We start from the raw sequence: 23,047 nt of genomic DNA, 5'->3' as shown, positions 1-23,047 counted from the left end.
TCTTTTCAGATGTATTCAGTACGGTTTCTGTTGAGTGAATCCCGATTGCCACCAGACGGAATATGTGAAACGCATGGTGGCAATGTGCGCACGAAGAGTCACTGCTCGGCAGGGGAAATGCTCCCAGAAGGGCAGGATTGCACTGCCACAGATATGCGCGGAGCCCGAAAGAACATCCTGAGCAGGCCGCTCTGCCACCTGGTGGCAATCGGGTTTCATCGGGCAGAAACCTCGGCGAGTGAGACGCGAAACCGGGCGTCCATAGCGTCCGATTCCATACACACGCACCGCTGGGAAGGAATACCGTGAGTGATTCTCGGGAGCCGGTGGCCATCGGATCCACGCCGCTGTCCATTGACGACGTCGTGGCGGTGGCGCGGCACGGCGCCCCGGTGCTGCTCACCGAGGAAGCCGCCCTGGCGGTCAAGGACATGCGCGTCCGGATGCTCGCGGGCCTCGACGCGGACGGACCGCCCGTCTACGGGCTCACCACGGGCGTCGGCGACCTCTACGACGTGTCGGTCGCCCCGGAGCACGTGTCGTCGGCCCAGCTGAAGATGCTCAAGAGCCATGCCTGCGGGGTGGGCGAGCCCTACCCGCCCGAAGTCATGCGCGCCATGATCCTCCTGATCGTGCGGGCGATGGCCCAGGGCCGCAGCGGAGTGGGCCTCGGTCTGGTCGAGACCCTCGTCGCGATGCTCAACCGAGGCGTCACCCCCTGGTCCCCCGGCCGCGGCTCGGTCGGCTATCTGATCGGCACCGCACACATCGGCCTGGTCACGGCCGGTCTCGGCCGGGCGTACTTCGAGGGCGAGCTGCTGCCCGGCGCCGAGGCGATGCGCCGCGCCGGTCTGCCCGTTCTCGAACTGGGCCCCCGCGAGGGCCACGCCCTGGTCAGCGGCACGTACGAGGTGACCGCGATGGCGGCGCTCGCCGTCCACGACGCCCGGCTGCTGACCGCCGCCGCCGACATAGCGGCGGCGATGAGCCTGGAGGCCCTGCGCGGCAACGACCGCGCCTTCGACCCCCGCGTCCAGCAGGTCCGCCCGCACCCCGGCCAGGCGGCCACCGCCGCGAACCTGCGCGCCCTGCTCGACGGCAGCGCGATCGTGGCGGCGCACCGTCACCACCGCCTCCAGGACCCGCTGAGCCTGCGCTGCGCGCCCCAGGTCCACGGCAGCGTGCGCGACGCGCTGGACTACGCCGAGCGCACGGTCACCATCGAGGCCAACTCGGTCACCGACAACCCGCTGTTCTCCGTCGCCGGCGACGAGCTCACCGCCCACACCGGCGGCAACGGCCACGGGGCCCCGGTCGCCATGGCGCTGGACGTCCTCGCCATCGCCGTCACCCACCTGCTCAACATCTCCGAGCGCCGCACCGACCGCCTCACCAACGCCCACTTCAGCGAACTGCCGGCCTTCCTCGCGGCCCCCGGCGGCGAGGACTCCGGCTTCATGATCCCGCAGTACGTCGCCGCCTCGCTGGCCGCCGAGGCCCGCGCACTCGCCCAGCCCGCCTCCGTGCACAACATCCCGACCTCGGCGATGCAGGAGGACCACGTCAGCATGGGCGTCCCCGCCGGCTGGCAGGCCCGGCAGGCGGTCGAGTACGCACAGCAGGGCCTCGGCATCGAGATCCTGGCGGCGGCGCAGGGGCTGGAGCACCACGGCACCCTGCGCCCGGGAGCCGGGACGGGGGCCGCGTACCGAGCGGTCCGGGAGCGGGTGGCCGCCCTGGAGGAGGACCGCGAGATGTACCCCGACCTCGCGGCGGCCCGGGAGCTGGTCGCGGACGGCAGCCTCGTGGCGGCCGTGGAAGCAGTAGTGGGAGGACTGGCCCGATGAAGAGCACGGTGACGAGCGAGAACAACGCAGATCAGAAAGGCCCGCTGTCCGGCGTCAAGGTCCTCGACCTCTCCCGGGTCCTGGCCGGTCCGCTCTGCGGGGCGCTGCTCGGTGACCTCGGAGCCGAGGTCACCAAGGTCGAGATGCCCGGCGCCGGCGACGACTCCCGGCACTTCGCCCCGCACATCAACGGCGAGAGCTCGTACTTCATGATGCTCAACCGGGGCAAACGCGGCATCACCCTCAACCTGAAGTCCGATGAGGGCCGCGACCTGCTGCACCGCCTGGTGCGCGACACGGACATCCTGATCGAGAACTACCGGCCCGGCGTCACCGCCCGCCTCGGCATCGACTACGACACCCTGGCCGCCGTCAATCCGCGCCTGGTGTACGTCAGCATCTCCGGCTTCGGCCAGACCGGACCACTCGCCCACCGCCCCGCCTACGACCACATCATCCAGGCCATGGGCGGCATCATGAGCCTCACCGGCTGGCCCGGCACCGGCCCGACCCGCGTCGGCGAGTCCATCGGCGACGTCGTCGCCGGGATGTACGGCTCGTACGGTGCCCTGGCCGCGCTCCGGCAACGCGACGTCACCGGGCACGGGCAGCACGTGGATGTCGCCATGCTCGACTCCGTGCTGTCCCTGCTCGTCGTGTCGCTGTCCCAGTTCACCGCCGACGGCACCGAACCCGAGCGGATCGGCAACCGTCATCCGGTCTCCGCCCCCATGGACAGCTTCCCCGCCCGCGACGGACAGGTCGTCCTCGCGGTCGCCAACGACGCCCTCTTCGCCCGTCTGTGCAAGGAGACCGGCATGCCCGAACTCCTCGACGACCCCCGCTTCGCCACGGACGCCCAGCGCGCCCGCCACCACGCCGAACTCCGGGTACTGATCGAGAACTGGACGCGTGGCCTGACGGTCGACGAGGCCGTGAACCGGCTGGAGGCGGCGGGCGTACCGGCAGGTCCCATCTGGAGCCTCAAGGAGGCCCTGGACAGCGACCACGCGCGGCAGCGACAGCTGCTGGGCACCGCACGGCACCCGGTGGCCGGCGAGGTCGCCGTGATGCGACAGCCCGTCCGCTTCTCCGGAGCGCAGCCCGCCGCCCCCGCACCCGCGCCGGTCCTCGGGCAGCACACGGACGAGGTGCTGGCCGCCGCGCTCGGGCTGAGCCCCGACGAGATCGCGGGCCTGCGCGCCCGTGGCGCGATCTGAGCCCCTGAATGGAGAGAGACATGCCGGAGAAGAAACTGCCCACCGTGGCGGTGATCGGCGCCGGGACCATGGGCGCGGGCATCGCCCAGGTCTTCGCCCGAGCGGGCTGCCGGGTCGCCCTGTGGTCCCGCAGCGAAGCCACCCTGGACGCCGCGCGCGCTCTCGTCCCGGACGAGGTCCTCCGCACGCGTTCGCTGCCGGAGGCGCTGGACGGCGCGGACGTGGTGAGCGAGAACGTCGCCGAAGTGGTCGCCCTCAAGCAGGACGTCCTCGCCTCGATCGAGGCCGCGGTGACACCGGACTGCCTGCTCACCACCAACACCTCCAGCGTGCCGATCACCCTGCTGGGCACGGCACTTGACGACCCCGGCCGGTTCCTCGGCATGCACTGGTTCAATCCCGCGCCGGTCATGCCGCTCGTCGAACTCGTCGCCGGCGAGGCCACCACCGCGACGGCGATGGAGCGCGCCGAGTCGCTGACCCGGCGGCTCGGCAAGCTGCCCGTCGTCGTACGGGCGGATGTCCCCGGCTTCGTCGTCAACCGTATCCAGTACGCGGTGCTGCGGGAGGTGCTGCACCTGGTGGAGTCGGGCGTGACCTCCGCGGCGGACGCCGACCTGGCGGTCCGTACGACGCTCGCCCCACGCTGGGCTGCCTGCGGCCCACTGGAGCTGATGGACCTGGCCGGGCTGGACGTGGTCGAGCAGGTGTCGACGATCCTGATGCCCGAGCTGAGCCGCTCGGCCGAAGTGCCTGAGTCCGTGAGGAAACTGGTGGCCGAAGGCGCTCTGGGCGCCAAGTCGGGACGCGGCTTCTACGAGTGGCCCGGCGAACGGGCCGACCGGGTCAAGGCCCACCGGGACGCCGTCGTCAGGCAGTTGACCCACGATGGCTGACGGCACCGGCACCATTCTGACCCGTACCGAGGACGCGGTCGGCCACGTCCGCCTCCACCGCCCCGAAGCGGCCAACGCGCTGAGCCGCGCCATGATGACGGCTCTGCTGGACGCCGTACGCGCCTGGGACGCCGACCCCGACGTCCGCTGCGTCGTCATCAGCGGCACGGAACGCCTCTTCGCGGCCGGCGCCGACATCGCCGACCTGGCGGAACTCTCGGAGTCCGGCCCGGTCGGCACGTACCTCGATGATTTCAGCGACCTGTGGGAGGCCCTGTACGCCACCCGCATCCCTCTCGTCGCGGCGGTCAACGGCCATGTCCTGGGCGGCGGCTGCGAACTCGCCATGATCTGCGACCTCGTCATCGCCTCGGACACCGCCCGCTTCGGCCAGCCCGAGCTGCGTCTCGGTGCGATCCCCGGTGCGGGCGGCACCCAACGCCTCGTCCGCGCGGTCGGCAAGGCCCTCGCGATGGACATGATCCTCACCGGCCGCACCATCACCGCCCCCGAAGCCCTCGCCGCCGGCCTCGTCAGCCGCGTCGTACCCCCCGACCAGCTCGACCGCACAGCCCACGACACGGCCCGCACCATCGCCGCCCACCCCGCGACCGCGGTCCGACTCGCGAAGGAGGCGGTGCTGACGGCCTTCGAGACGCCCCTCTCTGTCGGCATCCGCACCGAACGCCGCCTGGCCGCCCTCAACTCCTCCACCGACGACCACACCCAAGGCCTGCGGGCCTTCCTCGACAAGCGCCGGAGCAACGAACGATGACTGGAATTTCTGGACCGAGGACCGTGCGCGCTCCCCGCGGGAGCTCGCTCAGCGCGCAGGGCTGGCAGCAGGAGGCGGCGCTGCGGATGCTGCAGAACAACCTGGATCCGGAAGTCGCCGAGCACCCCGACAAGCTCGTCGTGTACGGCGGAACGGGAAAGGCGGCGCGGGACTGGCGGTCGTTCGACGCGATGGTCCGCACGCTCCAGGGGCTGAGGCAGGACGAGACGATGCTGGTGCAGTCCGGCCGTCCGGTGGGGGTGATGCAGACCCACGAGTGGGCCCCGCGGGTCCTGATCGCCAACTCCAACCTGGTCGGCGACTGGGCCAACTGGGAGGAGTTCCGCCGCCTGGAGGCCCTGGGCCTGACCATGTACGGGCAGATGACCGCCGGTTCCTGGATCTATATCGGTACGCAGGGCATCCTCCAGGGCACCTACGAGACCTTCTCCGCCGTCGCCGCGAAGAAGTTCGGCGGCACCCTCGCGGGCACGATCACGCTGACGGCCGGCCTCGGCGGCATGGGCGGCGCGCAGCCCCTCGCCGTGACCATGAACGACGGCGTCGCGATCTGTATCGACGTCGACCCGCGCGCCATCGAGCGCCGTATCGAGCACCGCTACCTCGACGTGCGCGCGGACTCGCTGCAGCACGCCCTGCAGCTGGCGGTGGAGGCCCGGGACGCCCGCCGGCCTCTGTCGATCGGCCTGCTCGGCAACGCGGCCGAACTGCTCCCGCAGATGCTCGCCGAGGGCGCCCCCATCGACATCGTGACCGACCAGACCTCGGCCCACGACCCCCTCGCCTACCTCCCCATCGGCGTCGACTTCGACGACATGGCCGACGCCGCGGCCAAGGACCCGGCGGGCTTCACCACCCGCGCCCGTGAGTCCATGGCCAAGCACGTCGAGGCGATGGTCGGCTTCATGGACGCCGGCGCCGAGGTCTTCGACTACGGCAACTCCATCCGCGGCGAGGCCCAACTCGCCGGATACGAGCGGGCGTTCGCCTTCCCCGGCTTCGTGCCCGCGTACATCCGCCCGCTGTTCAGCGAGGGCAAGGGGCCCTTCCGCTGGGCCGCCCTGTCCGGTGAGGCCTCCGACATCCACAAGACCGACAAGGCGATCCTGGAGCTCTTCCCGGAGAACGAATCCCTGCACCGCTGGATCAAGATGGCCGGCGAGCGCGTCCACTTCCAGGGCCTGCCCGCCCGGATCTGCTGGCTCGGCTACGGCGAGCGGGACAAGGCCGGCGAGCGGTTCAACGACATGGTCGCCAGTGGTGAGCTGGCCGCCCCGCTCGCCATCGGCCGCGACCACCTCGACTCGGGCTCCGTCGCCTCCCCGTACCGCGAGACCGAGGCCATGCTCGACGGCTCCGACGCGATCGCCGACTGGCCGCTGCTCAACGCCATGGTCAACGTGGCCTCCGGCGCGTCCTGGGTCTCCCTCCACCACGGCGGCGGCGTCGGCATGGGACGCTCCATCCACGCCGGCCAGGTCTGCGTCGCCGACGGCACCGTACTCGCCGGCGAGAAGCTGCGCCGCGTGCTGACCAACGACCCCGGCATGGGCGTCATCCGCCACGTCGACGCCGGCTACGACATCGCGGAGACGGTCGCCGACGAGCGGGGCGTCCGGGTGCCCATGCGCGAAGGCGTCTGATCCCCGGAACGCGCATCGCTCTCCCAGAACGCGCCGAGGTCACCGCCGCTCACTCCACGAACAGCCCGCGCGCCGCCTCCCCCGCGTCGAACTGCTCCAGCCGGGCCTGCGCGTCCGGCAGGTCGTCGCAGATCGCCTCCAGCAGCACCCGGCCCAGCAGCATCGGCGCGCAGGCGGTGTCGAAGGCGAGCCCGGTGCCGACGGCGGCCGGCAGCAGCAGGTCGGACACCTTGGCGACCGCCGCGAACGCGGAGTCGGTGACCCTGACGGCGGTCAGTCCGGCCTCCTTCGCGTACGTCAGCGTGTCCACGACCTCGCGGGGATGCCAGGGCAGCGCGAAGCACAGCAGCGTGGAGGCGCCCGCGCGGACGGCCGCGTCGATCCGGTCGTGGATCATCGTGCCGCCCTCGTTGAGCAGCCGTACGTCCGGATGGACCTTGGCGGCGAAGCAGGCGAAGCCGTACGCCTAGAAGATCACTGAAAATGTTGCGGGTTCTGGCCCCGGCCCGGCCCGGCAGGGTCGGGGCCGGTCTTGTGGGCATGCAGGGTGAGTGGGCCGAGGAGTTGGTCGGGCCGGATGTGTGGGAGACCTGCCGGGAGTTGATCCCGGTGGGGAGTGTGTTCGCGTTCCTGGCCGAGCACCGTGAGGTGCTGTTCCCGCCGGGGATGTTCGCGGACATGTATCCGTCGGCGAACGGGCGGCCGAGTCTGCCGCCGCAGGTGCTGGCCGCGACGGTGGTGCTGCAGAGCCTGCAGGGTCTGTCGGACTTCGAGACGGTCCAGGAACTGCGGTGTGACCTGCGGTGGAAGGCCGCTTGCGGGCTCGGGCTGTACGACACTGCGTTCGCCCCGTCGCTGCTGACGTACGTCCGGCGCCGACTTCGCCACTCGGCCGATCCGACGCGGATCTTCACCAAGGTGAAGGAAGTCGTGGCCGCGGCCGGTGTGCTCAAGGGCAGGCAGCGGCGCGCTTTGGACTCCACGGTGCTCGATGACGCGGTGGCCACCCAGGACACCGTCACCCAGAGCGTCTCCGCGATCCGCCGGGTGATCCGCGAGGTCCCCGGCGCTCAGTTCAAGCGCGTCTGCACCGGCTGCCCCCTGCGGGAACGCTGCACCACCTCCCGGACCGGACGCACCCTCAACGTCCACCCCCAGTGCGAACTGCTGGCCGCCGCCCGGGCCCAGGCCGCCACCGACACCCTCTGGCCGGACGAGTACCGCCGATGGCGGCCACCCGTCTCCGTCGCACGGCAAAAATGACACGGGGCCAACATGCGATCGCGCCAGCTCGGAGGGGGATTTCGACCCTGCCCGCAGCGGATTCCCCTTCCATCGCACAGCAGCTCCCACCCAACCTCGGGACGGACCTCCAGCGGCCGTGGCTGCAGGTGGCCCTGCCGTACGCAGGGGCCCAAACCTTGCGATGCGGGGAGCAGGGCCGAGGTGCTCCCACATTGCGTCCGCGTGGCCGTCAAGGCCGAGCATTGCCACCAGGCGTGAGTGGCGCTGACATGTTTGGCGACGGCAGCCGATCGGTGGCTCCGGCGCCTGCCGAGCAGTTGCGGCTCAGCCGCGTGGTCCTGCGCCGTGCAGGAGGGTGTCGATGACGAGCGTGGCCAGTGCGTCCGGGTCCTGCGCGGCAGGGTCCTGCTCCGCGCCGGGCCTGTTGATGGCTTCGCTGAGGAGGGCGTAGTACACCTGCCGCGTCCACTCCAGGTCTGCGTGGGGGGCGAGTAGCCCCTCGCGCTGCGCCCGGTTCATGAGATCGACGGTGTGGGTGTTGATCTCGTCCCAGAGGGCGGCTGCGGCGGGGGTGTGAGCGTTGGCGTGGCTGAGGGTGAAGCGCCAGGTGTTCTTGACCCGTAGGACGTTCGCCGTCACTCGGTGCAGCGCCACGAGTGCGGGAGCGGCGTCCGGCCGGGCTTCCTTGATGGCGTCGATGAGCTGCTGCTTGGCGGAGACGGCGAGCGCCTCCAGGAGGGCCTGCCGGTTCGCGAAGCGGCGGTGAACGGTGATCCTGGTCAGTCCCGCCGCCTCGGCGACCTGTTCCATGGAGGCGCCGGCGTCCTGGGCGAAGACCTGCTCGGCCGCCTCCAGAATCGCGCGCACACTGCGCTCGGCATCTGCCCGCAGTGCTCGCAGGTCAGAAGGCTTCTCCCCGCGTAGCGCACAGTGGGGCGGGTGGGACTCGAACCCACGGCCGACGGATTATGAGTCCTTTGAGGATCTTGACGACCCTTGTCGATCATTGCTCATCTTGGCCGTTTTCACAGGTCAGAAGCGGTTTGGCGCCTCAGTCCTTCCCCGCCCTTGTCAGTCTTTTCCGATCCTTGTGTCCAACCTGCGTCCAGAACGCGGCCTTGAAGGACAAGCTCAACGAGCTTCCGAGGCGATCGCCCCAGTTCGGGAGTGCGCTTCGGACTCGCCCGCAGCGGATTTCCCTACCAACGCAGAGAGGCTCCACCCTCTGCGCAAGGCGGAGCCCCATCGCCGCACTGGGCGGCGGCATCGGCCTGGCGAGCAGATGGAGGCCCGTCGGCGCGGAAGGGCGGACACACGGGTGCCCGCGCCGAGGGCCTCGCCAGGCAGAATGCCCGCCACCGGCCCACGCGCGGGGCGGTGGCACAGGTTCGTGGCACGTCGGCTGTCGGCATCCCGACCAGCAGGCGGGTCGACGCACATGCCCCTCCAGCAGACAGCCGCGATGCTCACGCCGCCGGACCCAGGTCGTCCCAGCGGACCAACCGACCGCACCAGCGGTTCAGGAGCGCGTGGTCGTGGCCGACCGCGAGGAGACCGGCGCCGGTCTCCGCTCGGTAGTCCTCGACTGCCGCCACCAGTGCGGCGCTGGTGGAGGCGTCGAGCATGGCGGTGATCTCGTCGCAGATCAGCCAGCGGGGGCGCAGGACGAGGGCGCGGGCCAGGCAGGCGCGTTGGAGCTGGCCGTCGCTGACCTCGTGGGGGCGGCGGGTCAGCAGGTCGGGGGTCAGGCCGACGGCGGTGGCCAACTCCGCCACTCGATCGGGTATTTCGTTCCTGCGGCCCGTCGCGCGCAGCGGCTCGGCCATCAGGTCGGTGAGGCGCAGTCGCGGGTCGACGGAGAGCCTGGGTTGTTGGAAGACCACGCCGAAGGCGGTGCGGTGGGCGCGCGGGGCGCGGTGGCGCCAGCGGTGCACCGGCTCTCCGTCCAGGAGCACGGTTCCGGAGTCGGGGCGGTGCAGCAGGGCCGCGACGCGGGCGAGGGTGGACTTGCCGCAGCCACTGGGGCCGAGGAGGCCGACGGCCTCGCCGGGCTCCACGCTCAGGGAGACGTCACGGACCACCGGAGTCCTGCGGTCGTATCCGGCGGTGATGGCGCGCAGTTCAAGCACGGATGCCCTCCGGGACATGCGGGTGGTGGCAGGCGACCGCGTCCGTCAGGTGCGGTACGGCGGTGCAGGCCGCGGTGGTCCGGTCGCAGCGGGCGGCGAAGGCGCAGCCGTCGGGGAGGGCGCCGAGTTCGGGGGGCATGCCGGGGATGGGGGTGAAGGCGCGGTCGGGCAGGGCCGCCAGGAGGCCGCGGCTGTACGGGTGGCGAGGGCCGGTCTCCCCGAAGAAGGCTGCCGCGTCGGTGAGTTCGACGATGCGGCCCGCGTACATGACGGCCACCCGGTCGGCGATGCGCTCGGCCGCCGCCAGGTCGTGGGTGATCATCAGTAGGGCGCGGTCGGCGGTGTCGACGTGACGGCGCAGTTCGTCGACCGTGTGGTCCACGAGGTCGCGGTCGAGTCCGGTGGTGGGTTCGTCGGCGAGCAACAGGGGCGCGTCGCCGACGAGGGCGAGGGCGGTGGCGGCCCGTTGGGCGAGGCCGCCGGAGAGTTCGTGGGGGTGGCGGTCGAGGTGGTCGGCAGGGAACGCGGCGCGTTCGGCAGCCTCCTCGGCGGCGGCACGCAGAGCCTTTCGGCCTTGGACGCCCCTCAACGCGGCGACCGTTTCCTCCAGTTGGGAGCGGATCGTACGGACGGGGGTCAGGTGGGCCGCCGGGCTCTGCGGGATCAGTCCGATACGGCGGCCCCGTACCGTGCGGGCCAGGGTGCGTTCGTCGGCCGCGAGCAGGTCGAGGTCGGCCAGATGGGCCTCGCCCGCCGTCTGGGCGTTGGCGGGGAGCAGGCCCAGGAGCGCGGAGGCCAGTACCGACTTGCCGCAGCCGCTCTCGCCGATCAGGGCCAGGCACTCCCCCGCCGTCACGTCGAAGTGCGCGTCGGTGACAGCGGCGATCCGGCGCCCACCCGGCATGAGGAAGCGCACCGACAGGCCCCTGACGGACAACACGACAGAGGTCACAGCATCAGCTCCGATCGGCGGCGGGGGTTGATCCGCTCCCGCCACGCCCCGGCGAGCCCGGCGATCGCGAGAGTCGGGACGACGAGGAACAGGCCCGGGAAGAGCGTCGGCCACCACTGGCCCGCGAGCAGCGAACCGCGGGCGGTCTGGATGAGGTTGCCGAGGCTGGCCATGTGGCTGGGCAGGCCCAGTCCGAGGAAGGACAGCGCGGACTCGTGCCACATCGCGTGCGGCACCATCAGTACGGCGGCGAGCGCGGCCTGCGGCAGCACAGCGGGCAGCAGGTGTCGTACCGCCACCCGCCACCTGGAGGCGCCTCCGGAGACCGCCGCGTCGATGTACGGGCGTGAGCGCAATGACAGGACCTCGGCGCGGACGATCCGGGCGGTGGACAGCCAGTGGGTGAGCCCGACCGAGACCACGACCGGCCAGACACCTGGGCGGAACAGGGCGACGATGAAGATGCCGAGAAGCAGGTGCGGGACGGAGGAGAAGGTGTCGACCAGCCGCATGACGCCCCGGTCGAACCAGCCGCCCAGCGCCCCGGCCGTGGCTCCGACGGCCGTGCCGATCACGGTCGCCGTCAGTGCCGCCACGACTCCGACGAAGAGGGACACCCGCAGGCCGTAGACACAGCGCAGCAGCAGGTCCCGGCCGACGTCGTCCGTCCCGAACGGGTGTGCCCAGGAAGGCGGTTGGAGTTTCAGTGCCAAGTCCACTGCCTGCTGGTCGAGTTGGATCAGCGGCGGGACCAGCAGTACCGCGAGGACGGTCACGGCGACCAGGGCGACGGAGGTGCGCACCCGGACCGTCCGGGTAGAGCGGCGGCGGGTGCCGTACGACCGCCACCTCGGCTCGACTGCCGTCTCAGCCATGGGAGTCACATTTCACTGAGCTTCACCCTCGGGTCGAAGAGTCCGTACAGCAGGTCCGCGAGCAGGTTTCCCAGCAGGACGGCGAGCGTCGCGAGCGCGGTCAGGGCGGCCAGGAGCGGGAAGTCGACGGCGGTGGCGGCCTCCACCGTGGCCGCGGCGATGCCCGGCCAGCTGAAGACGCTCTCCACCAGCAGGGCGCCGGTGATGAGTTCGGGGACGCGGGAGCCGATCAGGGTGAGGACAGGGAGCAGCCCAGAGCGCAGGGCGTGGCCCACCAGCACCGTGCGCTCGCTCAGCCCCCGCGCCCGGGCGCCCCGTACCGGATCCTCGGCCAGGGCATCGGCGACGCCCTGGCGGACGTACAGGGTGAACCACGGGAGTTGGGAGACGGCGAGGACCCCGGCGGGCAGCACGAGGTGGCTCGTCACCTGGCCCGGGGTGACCTGTTCGCTGGCGGTGTCGGTCAGGCCGCCCGCCGGGAGGAGGTCCAGCTCGAGGGCGAACAGCCAGATCACGAGCAGGGCGGTCCAAAACACCGGGGCGGCCGAGAGGGTGTAGGCGAGCGAGGTGACCGTACGGTCGAGCCATCCACCCTGCCGGCGTGCGGCCAGCACCCCGAGCAGGGTGCCGCCCAGAACGGCCGCTGCGAATGCGACCGCGCACAACAACGCCGACCACACGAGGCGTTCACCGATCACCTCGGCCACCGGCTGGCGCATGACGCTGGACTGGCCGAAGTCGCCGGTGAGCGCGGAGGTCAGCCAGTCCCACCAGCGCGCGGCGAACGGCCGGTCCACACCGAGGTTGGCGCGCAGGCGGTCCAGGGTGTCCTGGTCGGCGCCGAGGGCCGCGGTCCCGGCGTAGGCCCGCACCGGGTCGAAGGGGGAGGCGGCGGCGATCGCGAACATGCCGAAGGTGACGACGAGCAGGACCGGGGCGGCGAACAGCGCGCGCCGCCCTGCCAGTCGCGCCATGTCACGCCAGGGCAGTGGGCTCACGGCTTGGGCTGCCAGTCCTCGAGGTTCCACCAGGGGCCGCTGGCGAAGCCGTGCTCGTGCGGCTCCAGTTGGGTGGTCAGGCCGGTCCAGCGGTCGGCGAGGACGTAGACGTGGTCGATGTGGGTGAGGAAGGTGTAGCCGGGGTTCTTCACGAGTTCGCGCTGGAGGCTGTCGTACGCCTGCTTCCGTGCGCCCGGGTCCTGGCTGCGGCGGCCGGTGTCGAGGGCCGCGTCCACCACTGAGTCGTCATAGCGGGCCATGTTGTTGAAGCCGTCGCCGGCGAGGGAGGAGTGCAGCAGGGTGTAGAGGCCGAAGTCGGGGTCTCCGGTACTGCCGCCGCCGGCGAGGACCGCGTCGTCCTTCATGCGCGGCTCGATGACCTCCCAGGTGGCGCTCTCGACCTTGACGTCGATGCCGGCTTTCTTGGCGTCGGAGGCGTAGGCGAGGGCGTGGTCCTGGCGGACCTTGTCGCCGGAGGGGTAGAGGAGGGTGAAGGCCGCCTTCTGGCCGCCCTTGGCACGGATGCCGCCTGTTCCGGTCTTCCACCCCGCCTGGTCGAGGATCCGCCTGGCCCTGGCGAGGTCCTGGTTGCGCTCGATGCCCTGGGCGAACCACGGGTCGTCGACGGGCAGCGGGCCGTAGGCCGCCCGGCCGGCGCCGTCGAGGATCTTGTCGACCATGGCCTTCCGGTCCACGGCCGCGTCGAGGGCCTGGCGGATCGCGCGGTCGGCGGTGACCTTGTTCTCCTGCGGGAGCGTGACCGTGCGGAAGTCGTAGGACTTGGCGTCGTACGTCTTCTTGTCGCTGTCGCTCTTGAAGGCGGCGGCGAGGTTCGGCGGCAGGACGGCTCCGTCCAGGTCGCCGGAGCGCAGCCGGGTGGCGCGGACGTCGTCGTCCTCGATGATCGCCATGGTGACCGTCTTGACCTTCGGCACACCGCCCCAGTAGTGCGGGTTGGCCTTGAAGGTGAGCTTCTCGCCCTTGCGCCAGGCGGAGAGGACGTACGGACCGGTGCCGACGGGCTTGGCGTTGAAGGAGCCGGTGTTGGGGTCCTGTGCGCCGGCCACGTGCTCGGGGACGATGGGCAGGACCGTGCGCCCGGCGAAGGGTGCGTAGGGGTACTTGAGGGTGAAGACGACCTTGTCGTCGCCGTCCGCCTTCACGTCCTTGACGGCGTCGAGTTCGCTGCGGGAGGTGTTGTTGGTCTTCGCGTCGAGGATCGTCTCGTACGTGTAGACCACGTCGGCGGAGGTCAGGGGCTCGCCGTCGCTGAACTCGACGCCGTCGCGCAGGGTGTAGGTGTAGGTGAGGCCGTCGCGGCCGACTTCGGGGAGCGCCTGCGCCAGTGCGGGCCTGAGCTTCAGCTCGGCGTCCCGGGCGAGCAGGCCGTCGAAGATCTTGGAGTTGCCGTCCTTGCCGTAGCCCAGCAGGGGGCTGAGCGTGTCCGGTTCCGAGGCCACACCGATCACCACCGTGTCGGCGGCCCCGTCGGCACCGGCCTCCCCACCGGGTGCCGAGCACGCGGTGACCCCGCCGGCCATCGCCGCGACGACGGCGGCCCCACGTATCCATCGGGTCGTCATGAGCCCCACCCTTACTGCTGAGAACAAGTTGTTGCATATTAATTGCAACTAGGGGGGCTGGTAAGGGGGCATGGGGAGCGAGCGGGGCGAACGCGTCCGGGTGGCACGGCAGAAGGGCTCCCCCGAGTCACGTCCCCGCGGGAGCCCTTCGTCCTACCGCCTGCAAGTGAAGGTTGAGAAGACGATCACGAGCAGGACGTCTGTGCCGCCGGCGCGGCTACGTCGTCACGGGCGCAGCAGCAGGCTGTCGCCGCGCTCCTTGGCGGCCGCGTAACGCTTCGCCACGTCCTGCCAGTTGACGACGGCCCACATGGCGTCGATGAAGTCGACCTTCTGGTTCTTGTACTGGAGGTAGAACGCGTGCTCCCAGGCGTCGAACACGAGGACCGGGGTCGAGCCCTGGCCGACGTTGCCCTGGTGGTCGTAGACCTGCTCCACCACAAGGCGCCCGCTGAGCGGCTCGTAGGCCAGGACACCCCAGCCCGAACCCTGCGTGGTCGCGGCGGCCTTCGTCAGCTGGGCCTTGAAGCCCGCGAAGGAGCCGAAGGACTCGGTGATCGCGTCGGCGAGGTCGCCCACGCCGTCGGCCGCCAGGGGCTCGCCGCCGCCGTCCTTCGGGCCGGTCATGTTCTGCCAGTAGATGGAGTGCAGGATGTGCCCGGAGAGATGGAAGGCCAGGTTCTTCTCCAGGCCGTTGATCGAGCCCCACGTCTCCTTGTCGCGTGCCTCCGCCAGCTGCTCCAGCGTGTCGTTGGCGCCCTTGACGTAGGCCGCGTGGTGCTTGTCGTGGTGCAGTTCGATGATCTCCGGGCTGATCACCGGCGCGAGCGCCGAGTAGTCGTAGGGAAGCTCCGGGAGCGTGTAGACCGCCATGTCCAATGTCCTCCGACATTATTGCCACTCATGTGCAGTTGCACGCTAGCAGCAGGAACTCTAACTGCCGATCAGGCGTTGGTCCTAGGACTCGGGGCGGGTCGAACGGCCTCATGGGACGACTTTTGCTGTTGCGAGACGCTCGCAATAACCTTTGTGGGGGATTCTGGTGGCATATCGGCCCGAGAGAAGCAGCACCGTGAGCGTGGCCACGCAGAGCGAGCGTGACGGTACGGCGACCCCCGACGAACCGCGCGTTCGGCTGCGACAGCAGGGGCTGCGGTGCACTCCGGGGCGGCTGCGGGTCCTGACCCTGCTCATGGTCTCCGGGCGCCATCTGTCCATCACCGAGACCTGGGAGGAACTGACCCGCGCCGGCGAGGCCATCCATCCCGCCACGGTCTACCGCACCTTGGAGACCCTCACAGCCGTCGGCGTGACCCACGCGGTGCACGGGCCAGGCCCGACGCGCTACGGCGCCACCGGGGACCCCCACCATCACACGGTGTGCCAGCGATGCGGTGCGGTGGCCGCGCTCTCCGGTGAGCACCTGGTCGAGGCGGCGGCGAGGATCGAGGAGCTGACGGGTCTGCGACCCGACTCGTCGGGTTCGTTCCTGGTTTCCGGCCGATGCGCTCGTTGCAGCGGCTGAGTCCCCCGCGGCACGGCGGCGACCGCGCGGACGGCCCTCGACGGCGATCGGGTTCTCACTGTCGGGGGCCGCACGAACACCCGCCGGGGTTCACACGCTGAGCGCGGCACGCACCGTCGGCTCGGCGCCCGTGCCGCCCTCGCCCGAGGACGTCACCCGGCCCGCTTCCAGGACGTAGTACTGCTGCGCGGCCCGCATGGCGAAGCCGACATGCTGCTCCACGAGCAGGACCGAGAGGCCGCCGCGCCGGGTCAGGGCGAGGATCGTCTCCTCGATCTCGGCGACGACGGACGGCTGGATGCCCTCGGTCGGTTCGTCGAGCAGCAGCAGCCTCGGCCGGGTGATCAGGGCGCGGGCGATGGCGAGTTGCTGCCGCTGCCCGCCGGAGAGCAGGCCGGCGCGGCGGCCGGACAGTTCACGCAGGACGGGGAAGAGGTCCAGGGCCTCTGCGGTCGCCTCCTTGCCGTCGGGACGTCCGTCGGCGACGAGCCGGAGGTTCTCGGCGGTCGTCAGATGCGGGAAGGACTGCTGGCCCTGGGGGACGTACGCCATGCCGCGGGCCACCCGCTGGTGCGGGGCGAGGCGGGTGATGTCCTCGCCGCCCAGCAGGACCGCGCCCTTCTTGGGCTTGAGCAGGCCCATGGCGACCCGCAGGAGGGTGCTCTTCCCGGCGCCGTTGTGGCCGAGGACGGTGGCGACCGCGTCCTTCGGGACCGAGACCGTCACACCGTGCAGCACGGTGGTGCGGTCGTAGCCGGCCTGTACGGAACTGATCTCCAGCATGGGTCTCAGGCCTCCTCGGTGACGGCGACGGGTGTGGTGGGCGTCGCTTCGGGTTCGGGTTCGGAGGCGCGTCCCAGGTAGACCTCCTGGACCTTGGCGTCGGCCTGCACCTCGGCGACCGTGCCCTCGCTGAGCACCTTGCCGGCGTGCAGGACGCTGACGCTGCGGGCGAAGGAGCGCATGAAGTCCATGTCGTGCTCGATGACGACGACCGTGTGGTCCTCGCTCACCCGCCGCAACAGCTCGCCGGTGGCGTCGCGTTCCTCGTGGCTCATGCCGGCCACCGGCTCGTCGAGCAGCAGCAGCTTCACGTCCTGGACGAGCAGCATGCCGATCTCCAGCCACTGCTTCTGCCCGTGGGCGAGAACGCCCGCGGGGCGGTCGCGCAGCTCGGTCAGACCGGTGGTCTCCAGTGCCCTCGCGACCGGTTCGGGGATGTCCTTGCGGCGCCGCAGCATCGTCCACACGCCCCGCCCCGCGCCCGCCGCGATGTCGAGGTTCTGCAGGACGGTCAGTTCCTCGAAGATGCTGGCCGTCTGGAACGTACGGCCGATGCCCAGGCGGGCGATCTTCTGCACGGGCTTGCCCAGCAGGTCCTGGCCGCCGAAGCGGACGGATCCGGTGGCCTTCACCAGGCCGGTGACCGCGTCGACCAGAGTGGTCTTGCCGGCGCCGTTCGGGCCGATGAGGAAGCGCAGGTCGCCGGGGCGGATGTCGAGGTCGACGCCGTCGACGGCGGTGAACCCGTCGAACGTCACCCGGAGGTCGCGGACGGTCAGTCCCTCGCCGCTCATGCTGTCTCTCCAGTCGCAGGAGTACCGGTACGGGTGCGGCGTCTGCGCAGGACGACGCCCAGGGATGCCAGGCCGCCGGGCAGGAAGCCGACCGCGAGCACGAACAGCAGTCCCTGGAGGTAGGTCCACGCGGCGGGGAACTCGTCGGACAGGGTGCTCTGCGCCCAGGCCACGGCGACCGCGCCGAGCACCGCTCCCACCAGGGACGCCCGCCCGCCGACCGCCGCGCCGATGACGAAGCCGATCGAGGGCACGATGCCGATCAGGGCCGGGGAGATGATCCCGACGGCCGGGACGAACAGGGCGCCCGCGAGGCCCGCCATGCCGGCCGCGACGACGTACGCGACAAGCTTGATGTTCGCCGGGTTGTAGCCGAGGAAGCGCACCCGCTCCTCGGAGTCCCTCACGGCGACGAGGAGTTCGCCGTAACGGCTGACGAACAGCTGGCGGGCGAGGGCCATCAGCAGGAGCAGTACGGCGGCGATGACGAAGTACACCATCCGCTGGTTGACCGGGTCGTCCAGCGAGTAGCCGAAGAAGCCCTGGATGTCGGTGAGTCCGTTGGTGCCACCCGTGGTCGCCTGCTGGCCGACCAGCCAGATGGAGAGGGCGGCGGCCAGTGCCTGGCTGAGGATCGCGAAGTAGGCGCCCTTCACCCTGCGCCGGAAGACGAGGAAGCCGAGCACCGCGGCGACGGCCATGGGCAGCAGCACCGTCATGGCGAGCGCGAAGCCCGGGTTGGCGAAGGGCTTCCACCACCAGGGCAGTGCGTCGCCGCTGCCGTACAGCTGCATGAAGTCCGGCAGCTTCTCGCCGTTGGCGGCGGCGTCGGTGAGCTTGAGGTGCATGGCCATGGCGTAGCCGCCCAGGCCTAAGAAGACACCCTGGCCGAGCACCATGAGCCCGCCGCGGCCCCAGGCCAGGCTGACCCCGACGGCCACGATCGCGTAGCACAGGTACTTCGCGAGGAGGGAGAGGCGGAAGTCGGAGAGGGCGACCGGGGCGATGCCGAGCAGGAGCACGGCACCGAGGGCGAAGCCCGCGGGCACGCGGAAGCGGTTCAGCAGGGGCGTGGAGGGCGGGGTCACGGTGCTGGGGGGCGTGGTCGTGGTCGTCGTCATGCCAGGCTCCGGGTGCGCAGTGTGTACAGGCCCTGAGGTCGCCACTGGAGGAAGGCGACGATCGCCACCAGCACCACGACCTTGGCGACACTGACGGTGGTCGAGTACTCGAGGACGGACTGGAGCACGCCCAGCGCGAACGCCGTGATCACGGCGCCCTTCAGCTGTCCGATGCCACCGACGACCACGACCAGGAAGGCGTCGACGATGTAGTTGGTGCCCATCGTCGGGCCGATCGGGCCGACCAGGGTGAGCGCGACACCGGCCACGCCCGCCAGACCCGAGCCGATGAAGAAGGTGATCCGGTCGACCTGTCCGGTGGCGATCCCGGACACCTCGGCGAGGTCGCGGTTCTGCACGACGGCCCTGATCCTGCGGCCCAGCGGGGTGAACCGCAGGATCAGGGTCAGGCCGAGGACGCAGAGAAGTGCGAGGCCGAGGATGAACAGGCGGTTGTTGGCGAAGGTGACCGAGCCCGCCGAGATGTTGCCGGTGAGGATGTCGGGTGCGGCCGTCTGCACGTTGGGGGCGCCGAAGACGTCCCGGGCCAGCTGCTGGAGCATCAACGAGACGCCCCAGGTGACCAGCAGGGTGTCCAGCGGGCGTGTGTAGAGCCGCCGGATGAGGAGCCATTCGAGCAGCGCGCCCATGGCTCCCGCGACCAGGAACGCGAGCGGCAGGGCGACGAGGAGGGAGACTCCGGCGCTGCTGATGGACTTCTGCAGGACGTACGTCGTGTAGGCGCCGGCCATGATGAACTCGCCGTGCGCCATGTTGATCACGCCCATCTGACCGAAGGTGAGGGTCAGACCGAGGGCGATGAGAAGCAGGACGGCACCGATGCTGATGCCGGTGAAGGACTGGTTGAGGACGACCGTCATGAAGCGGCTCCGGGTCGGGTACGGACGTGCGGGCTTGCGTCGCGCAGGCTTGCCATGGGCGTGACCCGGCGCCGTGACGGAGCCGGGTCGATCCCGTGGGGTGTGGCTCAGGACAGGCCGGAGGCCCAGGAGTAGCCCTTGAGGTACGGGTCCGGCTTGATGGGCTTGCCCGAGTTCCAGACCTCCTCGATCAGGCCGTCGGAGCCGACCTTGCCGATGCGGGCCGTCTTGTAGACGTGCTGGGTGGCGCCGTCGACGGTGACCGTGCCTTCCGGGGCGTCGAAGACGATGCCGTCGGAGGCGGCCTTCACCTTGGCGACGTCGAAGGACCCGGCCTTCTCGACCATCGCCTTCCAGAGGTAGACGGAGATGTAGGCGGCCTCCATCGGGTCGGAGGTCGGCTTGTCCTTGCCGTAGGCCGCCTGGTAGGCCGCGACGAACTTCTTGTTCGCGGCGCCCGGTGTGGTCTCGTAGTAGTTCCAGGCGGTCAACTGGCCGTCCAGGTACTGCGTTCCGATGCTCTTGACCTCCTCCTCGGCGATGGAGACGGAGAGCACGGGCAGGCTCTTGGCCGTGAGACCGGCGGACTTGTACTCCTTGAAGAAGGCCACGTTGCTGTCGCCGTTGAGGGTGTTGAACACGGCGTCGGCGCCGGCGCCCTTGACCTTGTTGACGATGGTGCTGAACTCCGTGGAGCCGAGCGGCGCGTAGTCCTCGCCGACCACCGTCAGGCCCTTGGCCTTCGCGTACGCCTTGATGATCTTGTTGGCGGTGCGCGGGAAGACGTAGTCGCTGCCGACCAGGTACAGCTTGGTGAGGCCCTGCTTCTTCAGGTAGTCGAGGGCGGGCACGATCTGCTGGTTGGTGGTGGCGCCGATGTAGAAGATGTACGGCGACTCCTCCAGGCCCTCGTACTGCACGGGGTAGAAGAGCAGCGACTTGTACCGCTCGAAGACCGGCTTCACGGCCTTGCGGCTGGCCGAGGTCCAGCAGCCGAAGGTGGCCGCGACCTTGTCATCGGTGATGAGGGCCTCGGCCTTCTCGGCGAACGTCGGCCAGTCAGAGGCGCCGTCCTGGCTGATGGGCTTGAGCTTCTTGCCCAGGACTCCCCCGGAGGCGTTGATCTCCTTGATGGCGAGCAGCAGCGAGTTGTGGACGGTGACCTCGCTGATGGCCATCGTGCCCGAGAGCGAGTTGAGCAGACCGACCTTGACCGTGCTGCCGGACGTGTCGGCCTTGGCCGCGGAGCCGGACGAGGTGTCGCTTCCGGTCTTGGCGCCGCAGGCACTGAGCGCGGCGGTCGCGCCGGCCGCCGATATGCCGGCCAGAAGACCGCGTCTGCTGATACTGAGCCCGGACATGCACAACCTCCTTGCCCCGAAGGGCGAAGCGAAATGAGCGGAGGGGCTCGGAAGAGCCCTGGGAGGAATGGGAGGTACACGCTTCAGAAGTGGCGGCGCGTTGTCGCACGGGTTCCCCAGCCGTTCCGGGGTGGCGTCCGGGCTGGTCGCTGAAGTGCGACCACAGCCTGCGAGGAGACTGTTTCCGGTGCGTTTCACGGCAATTGAAGAATGGTTTCCAGTGGAAGCAATATTGCTGGCACAGGAAAAGAGCACCCGATGGAGATGCACGCTCAACAGCGCCTTGAGGGCCGAAATTAATGCTTCCTGAGGAAAAGATCGCTTTACTGGGTTCTCCCTTGCCAGGGGCCGGGTGATCACATGTAGGCTCGGACACCGTCCGACAGCACGAGCGGAGGAGCACGATGGCAAGGCAGCCCCAGGAACTGCTCCACCTGCTGACCCGGGCCGAACGTCTCGCCGTGCGCCGAGTGCAGTCGCTGCTGGACGAGTTCGACTGCTCGGTGGAGGCGTGGAGGGTGCTCGACCTGCTGTCCGACGGGCAGGGGCACAACATGACCGCCCTCGCCGACCACGCCTTCCTGCCGGCCCCGAGCCTCACCAAGCTGGTCGACCAACTCGTCGACCAGAACTGGGTCTACCGCCGCGTCGATCCCGTGGACCGGCGGCGGGTGCTGGCCCATCTCACGCCGCGCGGCATGCAGCGATGGCGGATGCTGGTGCGTGAAGTACGGGCCGACTGGGGGGACTTGCAGCAGTCACTCCCGGACGAGGAGCTCGAAGAACTGCTCACGCGGCTGGCCGAGGCCCTGGAAGGCCCGGCCACTCCCGGCCCCTGGAAGGCGTCACACGAGGTCGTGCGGAGCCCGGAGCTGGGCTAGCACGTTGAAGTCGAGTCCGTCCGCCTCCGCCAGGTAGATGCGCTGGCGCACATGCCGGTCGCGGAGGTGGAGCAGACCGCGCGGCCCTTCGTAGGAGACGGTTTCGGCCGCCGCCGAGATCGCGGAGACATCCAGGGTGCGGGCCCGCTCGATGAGTGACGCGAGCAGCAGCACGCCCTCGTAACAGGATTCGCCGAGGCTTCCGGGGGCCGGAGCCTCGATGCCGAAGCGGTCGGCGTACTGGCCGTGGAAGTCCAGGGTGTCCTGGTTGGCCAGCGAGGCGAAGAACCCGGCCGTGCTGAAGAGGTCACCCGTCGCCTCCGGACCGCTGGCCATCAGCATGTTCTCGTCCATGAGCGTGCTCAGCCTGAGGCATCGCCGGTCGAGGCCGGAGGCGGCGAAGGCCCGGTTGAAACGGACGGCGTCACTGCCGACCAGCAGCATCAGCACGCCGTCCGCGTCCGCGTGCTCGATGCGCCGCAACACGTCACGGAAGTCCTCGGCGCCCAGCGGGAGGTACGCCTCACCGCAGACCCGCCCACCCCCGCACGCTCGGGCGTAACGGCGAGCCGCCCGGGCCGTGCTCCGCGGCCAGACGTAGTTGTTGCCGACGACGAACCATCGCCGCACCCGCCGTGTGTCGGCCAGGAGCCGCATGGCGGGCAGCAGCTGCCAGTCGGGGGTCTCACTGGTCATGAAGACACCGTCCGTGCGCTCCCCGCCCTCGTACAGGGCCGTGTAGACGTACGGCACCAGGTGCGCGACACGGGGCGCCACCGCCTGCCGGACCGAGGATATGTGCCAGCCGGTGACACCTTGCACCGCACCCGTCGCCACCAGGGCCTCGACGTGCTCGGCGACCTCCTGGGGGTCGGCGCCGCCGTCGACCTCCAGCAGCCGGAGTTCCTTGCCGAGCACACCGCCGGCCCTGTTGATCTCCTCGGCCGCCAGCCTCGCGCACGCCTCGCAGGCCGGACCGAAGATGCCGGCAGGCCCCTGCATCGGGTACACGAAAGCGACGTTCAGGGCCGAGTCGTCGGCCGTGAACCACTCGGGGGCGAGGCTGAGCGGCCGGTGCATGGCGACATGATGGCCGGACGGCCGTCAGCGCCCAAGGATCGGCTGGGATTGAGACCGTTTCGTAGGCATAGCGGCAAGCTCGCGCGCGGGAGGAGCGCGGGGCGGCGTCCGAGGACGGACGAGGTCGTGAGACGCGCCCCGCGCCCAGGACAGTCTCGCCTGAACCCGCACCCTCTTGCAATACAAAAGCTATTGCAAAATATATGCAATAGCAGGCCACCTCACTCGCCGCCCTCCAGGTCCCCCTCCGCCTCCAGGTAGACCCGCCGCAGCTCCTCCAGCACGCCCGGGTCCGGGTCATGCGGCTGGCCAACCTGGATCCGGCCGAGGTCGACATGCGGACCGTTGTGCTGGTGGGGTCCTCGCAGACGCGAGCGGTACGGCGGGGTGCCGGCGAGGAGATCGCCTGGCCCCTCGCCGGTACCCCGAGACACAGG

Annotated in this window: 22 protein-coding genes and 1 pseudogene; 8 read left to right on the top strand and 15 right to left on the bottom strand. The window is 70.3% G+C overall.

Annotation, left to right across the window (positions count from 1 at the left end; genetic code table 11):
- The first annotated feature begins 305 nt into the window (after positions 1–305).
- The 5 genes from AQJ64_RS03785 to hutU are packed head-to-tail and all read left to right on the top strand — an operon-like array spanning position 306 to position 6,402.
- The gene (locus AQJ64_RS03785; RefSeq protein ID WP_055634694.1) at positions 306–1,847 is read left to right on the top strand and encodes an HAL/PAL/TAL family ammonia-lyase; all 1,542 of its coding nucleotides are present in this window, start codon (positions 306–308) and stop codon (positions 1,845–1,847) included.
- Entirely contained in the window at positions 1,844–3,067 is a 1,224-nt protein-coding gene (locus AQJ64_RS03780; protein ID WP_055634695.1) for a CaiB/BaiF CoA transferase family protein, read from the top strand. Before AQJ64_RS03785 ends, AQJ64_RS03780 begins: the two co-directional genes overlap by 4 nt.
- A 20-nt stretch (positions 3,068–3,087) precedes the next feature.
- The gene (locus AQJ64_RS03775; RefSeq protein ID WP_099053984.1) at positions 3,088–3,963 is read left to right on the top strand and encodes a 3-hydroxyacyl-CoA dehydrogenase family protein; all 876 of its coding nucleotides are present in this window, start codon (positions 3,088–3,090) and stop codon (positions 3,961–3,963) included.
- Positions 3,956–4,738 carry an enoyl-CoA hydratase-related protein gene (locus AQJ64_RS03770; protein ID WP_055634697.1) on the top strand — a complete coding sequence of 261 codons (783 nt, stop codon included), beginning with the start codon at positions 3,956–3,958 and terminating at the stop codon, positions 4,736–4,738. The genes AQJ64_RS03775 and AQJ64_RS03770 overlap by 8 nt, the downstream gene beginning before the upstream one ends.
- A gap of 5 nt (positions 4,739–4,743) precedes the next feature.
- Complete coding sequence (gene hutU / locus AQJ64_RS03765) at positions 4,744–6,402, top strand: urocanate hydratase (RefSeq protein ID WP_055634714.1); 1,659 nt, start codon at positions 4,744–4,746, stop codon at positions 6,400–6,402.
- Positions 6,403–6,451: 49 nt separating this feature from the next.
- Here the strand turns inward: hutU and AQJ64_RS03760 are convergent.
- A pseudogene (locus tag AQJ64_RS03760) lies at positions 6,452–6,868 on the bottom strand (MurR/RpiR family transcriptional regulator); the annotation flags it as partial.
- A gap of 17 nt (positions 6,869–6,885) precedes the next feature.
- On the opposite strand from AQJ64_RS03760, the gene AQJ64_RS03755 reads away from it, so the two are divergent.
- Entirely contained in the window at positions 6,886–7,665 is a 780-nt protein-coding gene (locus AQJ64_RS03755; RefSeq protein ID WP_420876537.1) for a transposase, read from the top strand.
- Positions 7,666–7,971: 306 nt separating this feature from the next.
- Here AQJ64_RS03755 and AQJ64_RS03750 read toward each other — a convergent pair whose 3' ends face one another.
- From AQJ64_RS03750 to AQJ64_RS03720, 7 genes are all read right to left on the bottom strand, one after another.
- Positions 7,972–8,514, bottom strand: coding sequence for a TetR/AcrR family transcriptional regulator (locus AQJ64_RS03750; protein ID WP_055634698.1), 543 nt, complete (start codon positions 8,512–8,514; stop codon positions 7,972–7,974).
- A gap of 599 nt (positions 8,515–9,113) precedes the next feature.
- Positions 9,114–9,776, bottom strand: a complete 663-nt coding sequence (locus AQJ64_RS03745) for an ABC transporter ATP-binding protein (RefSeq protein WP_055634699.1) — start codon at positions 9,774–9,776, stop codon at positions 9,114–9,116.
- Positions 9,769–10,680, bottom strand: coding sequence for an ABC transporter ATP-binding protein (locus AQJ64_RS03740; RefSeq protein WP_397807898.1), 912 nt, complete (start codon positions 10,678–10,680; stop codon positions 9,769–9,771). Before AQJ64_RS03740 ends, AQJ64_RS03745 begins: the two co-directional genes overlap by 8 nt.
- Before the next feature lie 44 nt (positions 10,681–10,724).
- On the bottom strand, positions 10,725–11,603 hold the full coding sequence (locus AQJ64_RS03735; protein ID WP_055634701.1) for an ABC transporter permease: 879 nt from the start codon (positions 11,601–11,603) through the stop codon (positions 10,725–10,727).
- A 5-nt stretch (positions 11,604–11,608) separates the two neighbouring features.
- A complete protein-coding gene (locus AQJ64_RS03730) occupies positions 11,609–12,577 on the bottom strand; it encodes an ABC transporter permease (protein WP_055634702.1) in 969 nt (322 codons plus the stop codon).
- Positions 12,578–12,597: 20 nt separating this feature from the next.
- Complete coding sequence (locus tag AQJ64_RS03725; protein ID WP_055634703.1) at positions 12,598–14,184, bottom strand: ABC transporter substrate-binding protein; 1,587 nt, start codon at positions 14,182–14,184, stop codon at positions 12,598–12,600.
- A 225-nt stretch (positions 14,185–14,409) separates the two neighbouring features.
- A complete protein-coding gene (locus tag AQJ64_RS03720) occupies positions 14,410–15,057 on the bottom strand; it encodes a superoxide dismutase (RefSeq protein WP_055634704.1) in 648 nt (215 codons plus the stop codon).
- A gap of 199 nt (positions 15,058–15,256) precedes the next feature.
- Here AQJ64_RS03720 and AQJ64_RS03715 point away from each other — a divergent pair, with 199 nt between their 5' ends.
- Positions 15,257–15,709 carry a Fur family transcriptional regulator gene (locus AQJ64_RS03715; RefSeq protein ID WP_079061433.1) on the top strand — a complete coding sequence of 151 codons (453 nt, stop codon included), beginning with the start codon at positions 15,257–15,259 and terminating at the stop codon, positions 15,707–15,709.
- Positions 15,710–15,799: 90 nt separating this feature from the next.
- Here AQJ64_RS03715 and urtE read toward each other — a convergent pair whose 3' ends face one another.
- The 5 genes from urtE to urtA form a co-directional block, all read right to left on the bottom strand.
- Positions 15,800–16,492: an urea ABC transporter ATP-binding subunit UrtE gene (gene urtE, locus AQJ64_RS03710; protein ID WP_055634705.1), complete on the bottom strand. Its 693-nt coding sequence runs from the start codon at positions 16,490–16,492 to the stop codon at positions 15,800–15,802.
- A gap of 5 nt (positions 16,493–16,497) precedes the next feature.
- Positions 16,498–17,286: an urea ABC transporter ATP-binding protein UrtD gene (gene urtD / locus AQJ64_RS03705; RefSeq protein ID WP_055634706.1), complete on the bottom strand. Its 789-nt coding sequence runs from the start codon at positions 17,284–17,286 to the stop codon at positions 16,498–16,500.
- Positions 17,283–18,407 carry an urea ABC transporter permease subunit UrtC gene (urtC, locus tag AQJ64_RS03700; protein ID WP_055634707.1) on the bottom strand — a complete coding sequence of 375 codons (1,125 nt, stop codon included), beginning with the start codon at positions 18,405–18,407 and terminating at the stop codon, positions 17,283–17,285. The genes urtD and urtC overlap by 4 nt, the downstream gene beginning before the upstream one ends.
- The gene (gene urtB, locus AQJ64_RS03695) at positions 18,404–19,288 is read right to left on the bottom strand and encodes an urea ABC transporter permease subunit UrtB (protein WP_055634708.1); all 885 of its coding nucleotides are present in this window, start codon (positions 19,286–19,288) and stop codon (positions 18,404–18,406) included. Before urtB ends, urtC begins: the two co-directional genes overlap by 4 nt.
- A 107-nt stretch (positions 19,289–19,395) precedes the next feature.
- Complete coding sequence (urtA, locus tag AQJ64_RS03690; protein ID WP_055634709.1) at positions 19,396–20,649, bottom strand: urea ABC transporter substrate-binding protein; 1,254 nt, start codon at positions 20,647–20,649, stop codon at positions 19,396–19,398.
- A 404-nt stretch (positions 20,650–21,053) separates the two neighbouring features.
- On the opposite strand from urtA, the gene AQJ64_RS03685 reads away from it, so the two are divergent.
- Positions 21,054–21,530, top strand: a complete 477-nt coding sequence (locus AQJ64_RS03685) for a MarR family winged helix-turn-helix transcriptional regulator (RefSeq protein WP_079061432.1) — start codon at positions 21,054–21,056, stop codon at positions 21,528–21,530.
- Here the strand turns inward: AQJ64_RS03685 and AQJ64_RS03680 are convergent.
- Positions 21,495–22,610 carry a substrate-binding domain-containing protein gene (locus AQJ64_RS03680; protein WP_055634710.1) on the bottom strand — a complete coding sequence of 372 codons (1,116 nt, stop codon included), beginning with the start codon at positions 22,608–22,610 and terminating at the stop codon, positions 21,495–21,497. The two genes, AQJ64_RS03685 and AQJ64_RS03680, sit on opposite strands and share 36 nt — an antisense overlap.
- A gap of 221 nt (positions 22,611–22,831) precedes the next feature.
- Positions 22,832–23,044: a hypothetical protein gene (locus tag AQJ64_RS49540; protein WP_055634711.1), complete on the bottom strand. Its 213-nt coding sequence runs from the start codon at positions 23,042–23,044 to the stop codon at positions 22,832–22,834.
- Between the last annotated feature and the right edge of the window lie 3 nt (positions 23,045–23,047).

The sequence above is a fragment of the Streptomyces griseoruber genome, assembly GCF_001514205.1.
Taxonomy (GTDB): Bacteria; Actinomycetota; Actinomycetes; order Streptomycetales; family Streptomycetaceae; genus Streptomyces; species Streptomyces griseoruber.
Note: the sequence above shows the minus strand (reverse complement) of the source record. Positions and strands in the feature narration are given on the sequence as shown.